Here is a 13,773-nt window from a genome sequence, read left to right on the forward strand (position 1 = left end):
TCTTAGGTCTTATAAAAAGGATAAATACCATGAATTAATGGAGTTCTTTTTAAAATGATGATTGACGGAAAATGGAAGTTCGCTATGGCTCTCAGAGCTGTAAGCATGAAGATAGCGGGGACTGCTTCTTTCTGGAAAAGCCAGACAAACAGAAAGTGAAGAGAAAAACATAGCCAATAGCCTGATCATGCTACCGCCTTCAGGTAAGGAAACAGCCAGTAAGCCAGTGATCTCCTTTTTTCGGAAATTGGTTAGACGTATCAAAATCATGTTTAAAGAGGCGATGCTAAAAAAATATCATTCATAGCAAGCACATTCCAAGTGGCATTTCAGCGCATTGGAAAATGAGCTATAACATTGCGTTTAATAAAAATACAATTTGTCTCTCTATAAAGCAGTCACTCGTATATTACTCAATACTGGTAGTAGCATTATTATCCACCACCAATTGCCCTGGCCGCATTGGGTTTACTTTTACACCATTCGTCAGTTTGTTAATTCCAGAAACTACAATTCTATCGTTAGGGTTTAGTGTTTCCCCGCTTACGATGTACTGTTTTCCGCTACGACCTTCAATCTGTATTTCCTTTCTCACTACTGTACTATCATCTTCCTGAAACTTAAATACAAACCTCTTATCCTGGATGGAAGTGGTAGCTCCCTGAGGAACTAAAATTGCGTTCGGATAAATTTGCTCCATGATGATCTTGCCAGTACTTCCGGATCTGAGCAGGGTATCGGGATTGTCAAATTTTGCCCGCAAATTTATTGAACCGGTAGACTTATCAATCTGACCTGAATTGGCATCAATGAGGCCTTGTCTTTCATACTCCGAACCGTCAGAGAGTACCAGTTTCACCTGATTATTCATTTTTTTGGAGGTAGAGTCACCTTTCATCCGCTCGTAATACAGATAATCAGACTCACTCATAGAAAAATAGACGTAAACATCTTCAATGTTGGAAAGGGTGGTAAGAGGTTCTTGGTCAGTTTTCTTGACCAGGTTTCCGATAGATTTGGGGATTCTACCGATAAATCCACTCACCGGGGCCTGAATTGTAGTAAACTCAAGGTTGATGCGCATATTGGCAGCCATAGCCTCTGCCCGGTCTAGGGAAGATTGGGCTACCTCATAGTCGGCTTTGGCAGTTTCCATTCTTACTTCAGAAATGACCTCATTATCAATTAGCGGTTGAATTCGGTCAATTTCAGTCTGCGCTTTTCTGAGTTTGGCTCGTTCCACTTTAACGTTTGCCATCGCGTTTTTCAAATCTTCCTCGTAAGGCTGACTATTAATCTTAAACAAAGGCTGACCTTTCTCTACGTAATCCCCTTCATCCACATAGATTTCTTCCAGGATGCCATCTACTTGTGGTCTTATTCCAACATTTTCCACCCCCTCTATAGACCCCAGATATTGAAAGGACTTGGCGGCTTTTTCTTCCTGGAGAGTCATGACAGGCAAAGGAAGACCTTCATCCTTTTCTTCTGTTTCTTGACAACTCATCATAGAAAGCCCCAAAAAGGCGGAAATTGCGAACAGATAGGATCTGTTAAGCAAATTTAGACTGTTTCTCATTTTCATCCGTTTGTCTAAGGTTAATTAACTTTTTTGTGCAAAGGTCAATAACTGTTCTATTATGAGAACAGTTCATTAGTATTTATCCATAAACCTTTGTTATTCAGTTGTTTACTATTTTAGGCCAGGATGATTTAACTTGAAAACCAATAATAAGTGTAGAATGTTTGGGCGATTTAATAACAGATTGTTGAATAATTCAGCAGTTGCTGGGTGGAATAAAAAAATTTAAATCACGCTTATTCCTCGAATTCAAAAAAGATATTACAGATGTGAAGTGAAAGTATACGTTCAAAAAAAAAGTATGTAGGATAATCTTCCTATTGAAAACTGATATTTGTTTCAGGCAATAAGGTTGTATTAACTGGATCAGCTACTAAATTACTTCTTTTCAATTGTGTTAATTAACCGGGAACGTTGTCCCGGCTTTATCAATACATGTGCAGTTAGTTTTCGCCTCTATTTTCTCCCGGAGTTTTTGAGGGGCAGTAATCCTTTTTTGTAAGCCACATAGAAAGCTAATCCTATAATCAAAAGTATTGAAATTAGGTGTATAGGAGATGTCAGATAATGCATCAATCCATTCGGTTCCTGCTGATGATGTCCGTGACCGGGATGAGCAAAAGCCACAAAAGTGGAAGACATCATGAGGGTTAGGCTGAGTAGTAGTGTACGTACATTTTTCATAAGAAATAGTTTAGGAGTTGAATGATGTGTATGGTTTAAGTGTATGAATGACAATGCGATGGTTACCTGTGTCAGCAGCGAGTAAAACATCATTTTGTAATGCGATTGAAAAAGGCCAGTAAAAGCTATCGGGCGCACTCTCAATACTATTTTTGTTTTCACTGCCCAGTTCAAAGTGATCTTGCCCTAGCAGCGCATCTGCTTCACTATTATGATGATCTGCAATTTTCTTCCAGTACAAAAGCCTGCTGTTTCCAGTATCAGTCAGCCAGAATCCTCCTTGTGTATCAAATTTGGCATCGTAACACCAGCTGAGAGTATTGGCTCTGGGTAAAAACATGTGCTGATTCTGTCCGTTGGACTCATGGTCTTTCTGACCGAAAACCACATCTGCCTTTTGCGTAAATGCCTGGCTTGCTTTTTTCCAATACAGCACCCGGTAATAAGCGGTATCTGTCACCAGCAACTCTCCCCTTTCACTGACATGCACGGAATAAGGCCAGATAGCGTAGTCAGGATTATATTCTTTTTGTGTGAAATTTATTTGTCCGCACACCTGCTGGGCAGGAGCAAAGTTTGCTGTAGGAATTTGCTCAAAATACAATACTCTACGATTGCCGGTATCTGCGACCCAAAGCTGGACTCCATCAGAATGCAATCCGTAAGGCCAGTAGAGTGAAGATGCGCTTGGGGAGGCCTGTATGCCTTTCACATTGGGCAGGTTGCTGTAGAAATCTTCCTGACCCAGCACTACATCGGCAGGCTGCCCGTCATAGGTTGGTATCCTATGCCAGATGAGTACACGATGGTTCCAGGCATCTGCTACTATAAGTTTCTTGCCATCGGACCATAGTCCGGAAGGGTACTGCAGGCTGGAAGCAGAAAGCTGATCACCAGCATTTCGTCCGGTACCTGCTGCTGAAAGCTGTCCCAGCGTAACGTCAGGTAAAGCATGTGCTTCTTCGGGAATCTGCTTCCAGAGAAACACCCGATTCTGTCCGGTATCCGCTACTGCGAATCCATCACCCAGGCTACAAATACCCCTGGGAGCCAGTAGCGGACTGGATTGCGGACCATAAAACAGCCTGCGTTCTTTTACTGGAAATGCTATATCGCTACGTTGATCTATCATGTTAACAAATTCGTGGAAGTTGATCTCCCGCAGGCATACTAACAATTCGCTTCCCTCCTATTCCACTTTGCAAAACGACCTGACGTGGATGGTTTTCGCTAATTTCTCCAATAATCACCGCATTTTTTCCAAGCTCATCTTTTCGCATAGTATCTACCATTTCCTCAGCCGATGCTGCATCAGCAATACAGAGAAAGATGCCCTCATTGGCTACGTAGAGCGGGTCCAGCCCAAGGATTTCGCAGGCGCTGCCTACCTGTTCATCTATCGGCAGTTGCTCTTGCCATAGTTCTACTCCCAGTTTGGCCTGTTGAGCGATTTCATTAAGGACAGTAGCCACCCCACCCCGGGTGGGGTCGCGGAAAAGGTGCGCTTTTTCACCAAACTGATCCAACAGATCTTTGACCAGATGATTGAGTGCAGCAGTATCACTGGTGATAGAAGTATCAAATTCTAATCCTTCACGAATGGACATGATGGCCATGCCGTGGGTGGCTATTGATCCGCTGACAATCATCTTATCACCTGCTTTAATATTTTCAATGCCAATTTTAGCATGCGGATGCAGGCTGCCGATACCCGTGGTGTTGATAAACACCTTATCCCCTTTCCCCTTTTCAACTACTTTTGTGTCACCAGTAACAACCACTACACCCGCACGTTTACAAGCATTACTGATAGATACCAGTACCTGCCAGAGTTCTTCCATCATCAGCCCTTCCTCCAGAATAAGCCCCAGGGATATAAACTTTGGGATCGCTCCACACATCGCCAGGTCATTGACCGTTCCATTCACTGCCAACTCGCCTATGTTACCGCCTGGGAAAAAGATGGGAGAAATGACGAAACTATCGGTCGTAAAGGCAGTGGGTCCATTTAACTGCAGCATAGCTCCATCATGACGAGTCTGCAGGTACTCATTATCCAAAAGGTCAAAAACACCTGCTTCCAGAAGTTTATGGGTAAGTAGCCCACCACTCCCATGACCCAGAGTAATACGATCAAAATCCAATTGCGGCATAGGGCAAGCCAGATTCATTTTATTCATGGCATTCTCCTGATTGAAATGTTAGGTATGTTCTCATGTAAATCAAGCATTTTGCATGGCTTGCTCGTGCTGGGCAAAATGAAAGTAAGCTGCACATGCCCCCTCCGTAGAAACCATGGGCGCTCCCAATGGGGTAGTGGGCGTACATTTTTTTCCAAATTGCCCGCAATCATGGGGTTTCTTTAGTCCCTTGAGTATTTGTCCGGCGATGCAGTCTGCTGACTCAGGAGCTTCGGTAAATGTAATCTGGTATTTATCCTGGGCATCGTAGGCACGAAACTGCGCTCTGAGTTGGTAGCCGCTTTTAGGAATGGTGCCTATACCTCTCCACTCCCGGTCAATCACCTCAAAAACCTGCTCCAGCACCTGACGGGCGGCAATATTACCTTCGTCCTTAACCATGCGTGAATATTGATTTTCAAGTTGATAAATACCTCCTTCCAGTTGTCTTACAGTCATCAATATACCTTGCAGCAAATCTACCGGCTCAAAGCCAGTAACTACCACCGGAATATTAAACTTATCCACTATAGGTTGATACTCTGAGGTACCCATGATGGTGCAGACATGACCGGCAGCCAAAAACCCATCTATCTTAGCTTCTTCGTCAGAAAGTACTGCTTCCATGGCGGGAGGTACCAGCACCTGGGATGCGAGAATAGAAAAGTTGGTCAGCTTTTCTCTTTCAGCATGCAGAACGGACAGCGCATTTGCCGGGGCAGTAGTTTCAAAGCCCACTGCAAAAAATACTACCTCCTGCTCGGGATACTTTTTGGCCAGCTTAACCGCTTCCAGCGGAGAGTATACAATACGTACATCAGCACCTTCAGCCTTAGCCTGGAGCAGGCTCTTTTCCGAACCCGGTACCCTCAGCATATCACCAAAAGAGCAGAGGATAACATTTTTTTCCAGGGCCAGATAAACAGCTTTATCAATGAGATTGATGGGTGTTACGCAAACCGGGCAGCCGGGCCCGTGCACCATAGTAATTTCACTGGGAAGCAGGCTCAGCAAACCGTTTTTGACCAGGCTGTGGGTTTGTCCACCACAAATTTCCATGATCTTCCAGGGACGAGTAACAGTATTACGGATTTCTTTCAGGTACTTACCTACCATTTGAGGATCGCGATATTCGCTGAGGTATTTCATGATGGCTGATGTTTAACGATTTACAAACAATTTGAAATCTTCAATTTTTACTGCTCTAGTTCATCCAGTTCTCCTGCTTCTCTTAGATATTCAAATACTTTTTGTGCTTCCTCCTCGTCCACTTTGCTAATGGCTACTCCTACATGCACCAGTACGTAATCACCTACATTGGCCTGGGGTACCATCTCCAGGCTGGCCTCTTTGGTAATTCCACCAAAAGATACTTTAGCCATGCGCACAGCACCGTCATAGAGTAGGTCAATGGATTTAATTTTTCCGGGGATAGCAAGACACATATGAGTTAAAAGTTTAAAGTTTCAGTTTGAAAATTATTAGCCATACTAGTTGTTTTTAGCGCTTCCTGGCTCAGCCAGTAGCAGGCAATTTGCCCCAATGGCAAACTTTCATCATTAGGAGAAAGCTGTTGATGGAAGTAGAGTGTAAAATCAGCTTTGAGATGCGTGATGATCAAATCAATGAGTAAGGCATTCTGAAAAACACCGCCACTAAATGCCAATTGTTGAATTCCTTCTTTTTCAGCAACCTCTCTGATCAGGTTCACCAGCCCCAGATGGAAACGGGCGGCTATTTCTCCACAGCTTCTCCCCTCTTGCATATCCTCCAGCATAGTATAAAGACTTAGGTTAAATACTCCTGGCTGATAAAAGAATTGATAGCCTTCATCGGGCATCAAGTCATGACGACCTAAATAAGTAGCAGCTTGTTGTTCCAAAAGAATTGCCGCCTGACTTTCATACTGATTGATATCGCAAAGACCAAGCAGTGAAGCTACTGCATCAAAGAGACGTCCCATACTGGAGGTTTGTACAGCAGGTTGTTTGCTGATCAACTTCTGGTAAAGCCTCCACTCCTGAGCACTGAATTTGGTTTTCAGAACCTCATCAAAGGCAGCATCACCATTTGCCAAGCAAAGCAGTGATAGACGAGGTTCATACGCCATTTTATCTCCAAAGCGTTGCGGGAAATAATTCAGGTGTGCCGTACGCTCTATCTTCTTCTCCGCAAAAGTAAAGAACTCTCCCCCCCAGATCTGTTGGTCATCACCTAGTCCTGTCCCATCCCAAATAACTCCGAGAACAGGTTCATCTGCTTCCAAAAGATTGTGCTCTGCCAGTACTGCACCAAAGTGAGCCTGATGATGCTGTACATAGTAGATCGGAATGTTTTTTTCCTTAGCCAGACGTTGTCCTAGTTGGGTAGCAAAATAATCGGGATGAAGATCAGCCAGGATACATTGAGGTTGAGCCTGGCAAAGTTTAAGAAAATAAGCTAGCGTCTGCTGATAGGCTGCTGCCGTATAATAGTTGGACAGTTCACCCAGGTACTGGCTCAAATACAACTGCTGGTGGGCAACAAGTGCAAAACTACTCTTCTGCTGCGCTCCCATCGCCAGACAGTCCAGAGCAACCAGTTTACTTTTTTGAGGCAGGTGGAAAGCAGGAGCCAGACCACGGGAGCGCCTCAGCATAATCGCTTGTTGGTGCTGTGTAGTAAATTGCATCACCGAGTCATCTTGTGGAAGGCAGATTTCACGATTATTGATCAGTACATAGTCAGCAATACCCTTTAGCTCTTCTAATGCCTCATTGTCCTTATAAAAAATTGGTGACCCGCTTAGGTTTGCACTGGTAGCGATCAAGGGCTTTTTCACTGCTTCCAGTATTAGCTCAAAAAGTGGGGTATAAGGAAGCATGATGCCCAGCTTTGTCAAGCCAGGGGCAATCTGCTGTAAAGCTATGCCTGAAGCTGGTCTTTTTTTCAGCCTAAGCAGTACGACCGGAGAGCGATAACTTTGAAGTTCAGCAGCTTCCTTTTCACTGACATAAACATCCTGACGAATAGTCTCAAGTGAAGGATACATCAGGGCAAAAGGCTTAGCAGGACGCCTTTTTCTCTGGCGAAGTCGCTGCACCACATCTTTAGAGGTAGCATCAGCCATTAGCAGATAACCTCCTATCCCTTTAACAGCAACGATTTTTCCCTCAAGTATAAGCTGAGTTGTTTGCTTGATAAGTTTTTCGGGTTGAGCTTCTACCAACTGGGGGTAATCATGTTTCGGATTGAGGTGGTAAAGACTAAGCTTAATGCCACACTTACCACATGAATTGGTCTGGGCATGATATCGGGAATTGGCTTTTATTCTTTGCTGTGAAATTTCAGGCTGAGCGTCAAAATCAGTATACTCTGCCTCACATTCGGAACACATAGCAAAAGCCTCCATGCTGGTATTCTCCCGGTCAAATGGCAAAGCCTGTAGAATGGAATAGCGGGGACCACATTGGGTGCAGGTGATAAACGGATATTGAAAACGGCGGTTATCGGGGTCATGTAATTCCTGTCGGCAACTTTCGCACATTGCCAGGTCAGGGGTGATGAGCAGATTAGCCTGCCCTTTGGAGGCACTTTGCACAATTTCAAAGGTAGTGTATTCCTGCCATTTATTTTCCACATATGTGAGTGAGCCAATCTGGGCAATGGCAGGGGCCTTGTCTTTAATTTTCAGGCAAAAGTCCAGTAGTATTTCTTCCTCAGCATTGACATCAATATGCACGCCATCCATACCATTCTGCACCCTACCCTTGAGATTCAGGGAGGTAGCAAGGCGGTATGTAAAGGGGCGAAACCCAACCCCCTGTACACGCCCGCTGATATGGATATGCCAGCTTTGCATGTTCTATTCTGCTATGGTTACTTTTGCCTGACTTTTCTTTTCCTTCGCTTTAGTCATCAGGTAATCACACCATTCATCCACACCATTACCTTTCAGGCTGGAAGCCATCATAATCTCAATTTCATGATTGACTTCACGGGCATCCTTGGTCACAGCATCCAGTGAGAAAGGAACATAAGGCAACAAATCCATTTTGGTAACCATCATCATGTCGCTGGTAAGAAACATCTTTGGATATTTCTTGGGCTTATCATCACCTTCCGTGACAGCAATAAGCGTGACGCGAATATCTTCGCCCAGATCAAAGGAGGAAGGACAGACCAGGTTGCCAACATTTTCAATGAAAAGTATGTCCAGTTCGTCCAGGGGGATCTGGTCCAGCACCTGATGGATCATCTGCGCTTCCAGGTGGCAAATACCACCAGTCACAATCTGCAGAGCGGGTATCCCCTGCTTCTTGATGCGGTCAGCATCTCTCTCCGTCTCCAGATCTCCCACCAGAACTGCCATTTTTAGCTTGTCTTTTAGTTTTGCTGCTGTAGCTTCCAGCAGGGCAGTTTTACCACTTCCTGGAGAAGAAACCAGGTTGATGAGCAGAATATTTCGCCCTTTCATTTCTTTGCGGATTCCATCGGCTACAAAATCATTGGCTTTGAGCAAGTTGATGGAGATATCATGGCTTTGTACGGTGCCTCTAGGAGTAATTGGGTTATTTTTCATGCTTTTAAATGTTGAAATTTCTAGATTTTTTCTGCGCTTAGGATTCAGAGGGTGATTCTTCAAGTTTGACCTGCCGGATATTCAGTTCATTACCTTTCACAATTTGGTTAGAAGGGGTTGCACAATCGGGGCAGACATAACGGTGCTTATGTACAAAGAAATTTTTATTGCAAATACTACAGTAGACTTCGGTAGCAATCTTATCAATTTGCAGCTTTACATTTTCGTATGTAGATCCCAGGCTGACTGCCTCCCAGGCATTTTGCATCAGAATAGGCTCAACACAAGAGAGTTCTCCTACTTCCAGTACTATTTCACGTAACGCCTGCTGTTGTGCTTCATCCAGTTCAGCTTCAAGTGAGCGTATCATGCTTCGGGCTATTGATATTTCATGCATAACTGTTCTTAGCTTTTTCCAGTGACGATAAATGATTTTCTGCCTGCTCTCTCAATACAGAATCCTTATCCGGAATAAGGCTGATAACTTCTTTTGCCATTGTATACATTTGACTCCATCGCTGCAGGTTGAGGTTACGATCCTGGGTATCCAGCGGTATCTGCCAGTAAGCTTCCAGCATGTTAAGCAGGCTGGTGGCTCTTTCGTAGGGATACTGCTCCGCATGCCTTACCGATAGTGCCTCTTCAAAATAAGACAAAGCTTTTTCGGTAGTACTTTGATAATTTGAATGTGGAAATTTGATCAATGCATTACCGTAATTGTTACAGACACAGCCGTACTCGTAAGGAAACTGAGCTTTGGTAAAAAATGCCAGGGCTTCCTGAAATGACTTGCTGGCAATCGCATACAGCATGCTTTTCTTTTCGCGGGAAGCGGGCATCTCAGAGTAGATCAGTGCAAGGTGATGGTGTATATCCGCATAGACATATGGGGCAGCATCCTGAGAGAAAATTTTGAGGGCATGCTGGTAGCTGTCAATCGCCTGCTGATGAAAAGGCTGTCCTTTTTGTGCCCATGCGTACAGCAGTGTTCCTTTACGTATCCAGGCATCTCCTTCCAACTCAGGTACATCTTCTTTCTCAAATAGACGGATTGCCTGGTTAATACAAGCCAGTCCTTCAGAGAAATTATCTTTGAGCTGGGCTACCCAGGCCGCATCCATGCTCAGCATACCCAGTTCCAGCGACTGAGCAGTTTTTTCGTAGTAACTCAGATTTTCTTTGAGCAATACGGTAATTTCTGCCAGTTGTATTTTTGGATAAGGAGGCTGTAGTTTTCTTATCAGGATCTGTATCAGGTTGAATTGCAGTGCATGATGTGCCTGTTCACTCAATATACGTTGCCAGGCCTGACGGACTATTTCTTCAGCATGTTCTATCCTGGCTGTATCCAGCAAGAGGTCGGAAAGTTGACGACTCGTAAAGGCATAGTATTCATCATCAGGAGCAGCAGCAAGTGCTTTTCCATAAAATTTTACTACATCTTCCAAATTGTGGCTTTGCTGCTGTCCACCGTAATGAAGCAGTACTGCCTGGTTGTGTAGTTGACGATAGTGGTCAAATACTGAAAGTTTGTTAGCATTGGCTAATGCAGTGGGCTGAATATGTGATATATTTCCATACTGCATTTGCTGCGCTGCCAGTAAAGCTTCTGTGAGCTGTGGATATTCTTCCAGATAAAGACTTGCTTTTTCGTAGGCCCCTAACTGTAAAAAAATCAGTCCCAGCAAATTTTGCGGGTGATAAGATAGCTGGTTTGTGATCAGGTAAGGAGGTATACCCTGACGCCAGTTCAGCGACACCTGGATAAACTGCCGGTGCACTAATAAGCTTGCCTTTGATTGGTCTTCGGCCCTGTTCGTAATTTGTACCAGTTCATGCAATCCCTCCTCCTGTGCTATGGTCCTTTCGGCTTCTTCAAGTAAGTCAGTTTCTACAAATATTAAGATCATTCAGGTTTGTCTTTAGATTACCTCTCGGATCTTTACTCGCATTTCGTCGGTAGAGCTGCGCACAAAGCTTAGCTTTTGTCAACGAATTGTAGTCATTGATCCTTCTTTTAATAAACTTAAAAGGTGTCTCTAAAGAAACGAAGATGAGATAGACGACCCAGCGTCCTTTGCGGTAAGGGATCATCACTTTTACCTCAGTATCATAAAGCCAGCTTCCGTCGCTGAGCATCTGTAGATCGTCCAAATTGCCCCTGGTATTCGGCATCAGTCAAAAAAATCAAAGTGTAACCTTTATAGCATCCAGCTTCTCAACAAAATTATAGTCAAGTGGCTTGTCAGAATCCGCCAGATTATAGTCTATAAAGAAATCATGCAGGCTTATTGTTCTGTCTCCTTTCAGGTTTTTAAGCTTAAAGAGACGAGAACTTGCCTTGGGATGCACTTTGATCAGTACTGTTGCCGGAGCGGGAGCGATTAACAGATGTGGCCCACTTGCCACGAAAGCCACGATTACCTGCTCCGTTTCTCTGAAATACTGCTTCACCAGCTCATGATTGAGCCAAAGGTGTTGTGCCTGTATTTTCAGGAGACACATAATTCATTTTTCACTAATGCTATCACCTTCTGAGCTGCCTCACAGGCTATCTCACTCATATGATCATCCATAGCTGTATCATCTACAGCAACCAGATATACTGTAATGTCCTCGGGAAAATCATCACGCAGTATTTTGCGGGCATAGGAAAGCGCCTGATCCCACTTCATGGCATGCAGGAATACCAGAGGATCTTCCTGTATAGATGCTTTTACCTTCTCGGCAGGCATGCGGAAAACCGTTCCGGCAGGCTCACCCGAATGCACCACTGCATCTATGAGGATGATTTTTTCAAAACCACGCAGTTGGAACAGTACTTCAAAAGCGGAAGTACCCATATCCAGTACTTTTACCTTATCTTCTCCTTTCATCTCTTTCATCAGCTGTTGAGCGGCAAATACGCCCACGCCATCATCTCTCCTTACCGGATTGCCAAAGCCCATGATGACAGTTTTCTTGGTGATGGAAGAAGTGATATTGCCCTGTACCATACTACTAACTGATTGATATAGAAATCATATCTGCCAGCTTTCGGAAAGCTGGCAGATATGTAGCTCTTTTATACTTTGAAATTCGCCAGTTCTTCTTCTGTTTTACCATCATGTGCATGTACTGTACATACCATACAGGAATCAAAAGAGCGGGCGACCATGCCCACTTCTACCGGATCATGTTCATCCTCTATTTCGGTACCTGTAAGAGCAGACTCAATAGGTCCCATATTGTCCTGATCATCACCAGGTCCGATGTTGAAAGTAGTAGGCGCCACCACCTGATAGTTTTTGATTACACCGTTTTCAATTTCTATCCAGTGCGCCAATGCTCCCCGGGCTGCCTCAGTTGCGCCAAACCCCTTGCCATCTCTTTCTTTTGGCTTGATGTAGAATTCAGCATCCAGATCAATCTGGGAAAGCCAATCATTGATCAGCGTATAATACTTTGGAGCTTCATGCATTCTTGCCAAAACTCTTACCAGTACACTCGGCCCTTTTTCCCTGATGATATTACGAAAGAGTGGATCCTGAATCTGATGTGCTTTGTTTGCGGGATTGCCGTACATCACACAACGGGCCAGTGGACCAACTTCAGCCGCATAGTTTCTGTAACGGGGAGCCTTTGACCAGCTGTACTTACCATCAAACTTGGTATGCTCTAACACTGAAGAAGGAACCGGTTCAGGAATAGGCTCATCCCAGGGATGCGCTGCCTGATAGTCCTTATACCAGGAGTGCTTGACATGCTCTTTGATATTGAGGTGGTCAAAAACCTCATAATCTTCACCATTGTAAAATCCGCTGGGGCAGATGAGGGCATCGTTTCTACCTTCTATCGTAGGCTTGTTATACATATCCTTATGCAGATAGGTCCCATAAGCCATAAAACGACCTACTCCCTGCCCAAATTTGTCCAGACCAAATTCCAGCCCGGCACGTATCATTAAGCCCAGGTCACTGTTGCGTTGAGACTCATTTTCTTCCACCCACTCCATCAGATCATCCCAGGTCTGAATCTGCATATATCGCTCTATAGAGCAGCCCAGCCAGACTGACTCCAGCCAGTTCTGTCGGTATTCGTTCAGGATGGCATGCGCCCGGGTGATATCTTTCAGTGTAGGTGCACACATCACCCCGCCAGGTACCATATAGCTGGAATGTGGCCATTGCCCACCGAAAAGTGCATAAACCTCTACTGGCTTGGCTGAAATGCCTACCCCTTTTTCAAAAGAGGTACCTATATAAGCAGCGAAGCGTCGGGTTACTTCCTCGTATAGCGGTTTATTAGCGAATTTTTTATTGGCCATATCCGTAGCGAAGATCGCGTAGAACCAGCGAGGAATACTTTGTATGGTTTCACAGGATTGCCCGATGGCCCGTAACAGCAAAGCATTAGGGGGTAAGGTGGTTTGCCAGGCGGTATCCAGTGCTGAGGAGGCACAGTAGAGATGCGAACCTCCGCAGATACCACAGATACGGGGCGTAACAATCAGACCGGACTGCGGATCTTTACCCTGCATGATTTTTTCAAAGCCTCTGAACATAGAAGACATGGTATGGGCTTTGGTTACCTGTCCTTTTTCAATGAATACTTTTACGTCCAGATCTCCCTCAACCCTTCCCACTGGAGATATATTTAATTCTTTGGTAGTCATAAATGATGAATTAAAATATGTTTACTTATGGAGTTCCATTATTGGTCAGAATGGGTAATGCAAGAGTAGGTCAACAACCCTTTCAAGATCCCTTCACCAATAGCTGGATGGA

The 13,773-nt window shown here is 44.4% G+C and carries 15 protein-coding genes; all 15 read right to left on the bottom strand.

The window, feature by feature from the left end; all coding sequences use genetic code 11:
• Positions 1-9 precede the first annotated feature (9 nt).
• Complete coding sequence (locus WJR50_RS20615; RefSeq protein WP_341295210.1) at positions 10-270, bottom strand: hypothetical protein; 261 nt, start codon at positions 268-270, stop codon at positions 10-12.
• Positions 271-409: 139 nt separating this feature from the next.
• Complete coding sequence (locus WJR50_RS20620) at positions 410-1,579, bottom strand: efflux RND transporter periplasmic adaptor subunit (protein ID WP_341295211.1); 1,170 nt, start codon at positions 1,577-1,579, stop codon at positions 410-412.
• Between the two features lie 459 nt (positions 1,580-2,038).
• Positions 2,039-2,266: a hypothetical protein gene (locus WJR50_RS20625; protein WP_341295212.1), complete on the bottom strand. Its 228-nt coding sequence runs from the start codon at positions 2,264-2,266 to the stop codon at positions 2,039-2,041.
• A 10-nt stretch (positions 2,267-2,276) separates the two neighbouring features.
• Complete coding sequence (locus WJR50_RS20630) at positions 2,277-3,398, bottom strand: NHL repeat-containing protein (protein ID WP_341295213.1); 1,122 nt, start codon at positions 3,396-3,398, stop codon at positions 2,277-2,279.
• Between the two features lies 1 nt (position 3,399).
• Positions 3,400-4,446 (bottom strand): hydrogenase expression/formation protein HypE, encoded by a 1,047-nt coding sequence (hypE, locus tag WJR50_RS20635; RefSeq protein WP_341295214.1) that lies wholly within the window; start codon positions 4,444-4,446, stop codon positions 3,400-3,402.
• Between the two features lie 42 nt (positions 4,447-4,488).
• Entirely contained in the window at positions 4,489-5,595 is a 1,107-nt protein-coding gene (gene hypD / locus WJR50_RS20640; protein ID WP_341295215.1) for a hydrogenase formation protein HypD, read from the bottom strand.
• A gap of 47 nt (positions 5,596-5,642) precedes the next feature.
• Positions 5,643-5,891 carry a HypC/HybG/HupF family hydrogenase formation chaperone gene (locus tag WJR50_RS20645; RefSeq protein WP_341295216.1) on the bottom strand — a complete coding sequence of 83 codons (249 nt, stop codon included), beginning with the start codon at positions 5,889-5,891 and terminating at the stop codon, positions 5,643-5,645.
• Positions 5,892-5,896: 5 nt separating this feature from the next.
• A complete protein-coding gene (gene hypF, locus WJR50_RS20650; RefSeq protein WP_341295217.1) occupies positions 5,897-8,287 on the bottom strand; it encodes a carbamoyltransferase HypF in 2,391 nt (796 codons plus the stop codon).
• 3 nt (positions 8,288-8,290) lie between these two features.
• On the bottom strand, positions 8,291-9,007 hold the full coding sequence (gene hypB, locus WJR50_RS20655) for a hydrogenase nickel incorporation protein HypB (RefSeq protein ID WP_341295218.1): 717 nt from the start codon (positions 9,005-9,007) through the stop codon (positions 8,291-8,293).
• Between the two features lie 37 nt (positions 9,008-9,044).
• On the bottom strand, positions 9,045-9,404 hold the full coding sequence (locus WJR50_RS20660) for a hydrogenase maturation nickel metallochaperone HypA/HybF (protein ID WP_341295219.1): 360 nt from the start codon (positions 9,402-9,404) through the stop codon (positions 9,045-9,047).
• Positions 9,397-10,917, bottom strand: coding sequence for a tetratricopeptide repeat protein (locus WJR50_RS20665; protein ID WP_341295220.1), 1,521 nt, complete (start codon positions 10,915-10,917; stop codon positions 9,397-9,399). The genes WJR50_RS20660 and WJR50_RS20665 overlap by 8 nt, the downstream gene beginning before the upstream one ends.
• Positions 10,892-11,182: a hypothetical protein gene (locus WJR50_RS20670; protein WP_341295221.1), complete on the bottom strand. Its 291-nt coding sequence runs from the start codon at positions 11,180-11,182 to the stop codon at positions 10,892-10,894. Before WJR50_RS20670 ends, WJR50_RS20665 begins: the two co-directional genes overlap by 26 nt.
• Before the next feature lie 12 nt (positions 11,183-11,194).
• On the bottom strand, positions 11,195-11,512 hold the full coding sequence (locus tag WJR50_RS20675) for a hypothetical protein (RefSeq protein WP_341295222.1): 318 nt from the start codon (positions 11,510-11,512) through the stop codon (positions 11,195-11,197).
• Complete coding sequence (locus WJR50_RS20680; RefSeq protein WP_341295223.1) at positions 11,500-12,003, bottom strand: hydrogenase maturation protease; 504 nt, start codon at positions 12,001-12,003, stop codon at positions 11,500-11,502. The genes WJR50_RS20675 and WJR50_RS20680 overlap by 13 nt, the downstream gene beginning before the upstream one ends.
• Positions 12,004-12,071: 68 nt before the next feature.
• A complete protein-coding gene (locus WJR50_RS20685; protein ID WP_341295224.1) occupies positions 12,072-13,661 on the bottom strand; it encodes a nickel-dependent hydrogenase large subunit in 1,590 nt (529 codons plus the stop codon).
• Positions 13,662-13,773 lie beyond the last annotated feature (112 nt).

The sequence above is a fragment of the Catalinimonas locisalis genome (assembly GCF_038039535.1).
In the GTDB taxonomy this organism is placed as follows: Bacteria; Bacteroidota; Bacteroidia; order Cytophagales; family Cyclobacteriaceae; genus Catalinimonas.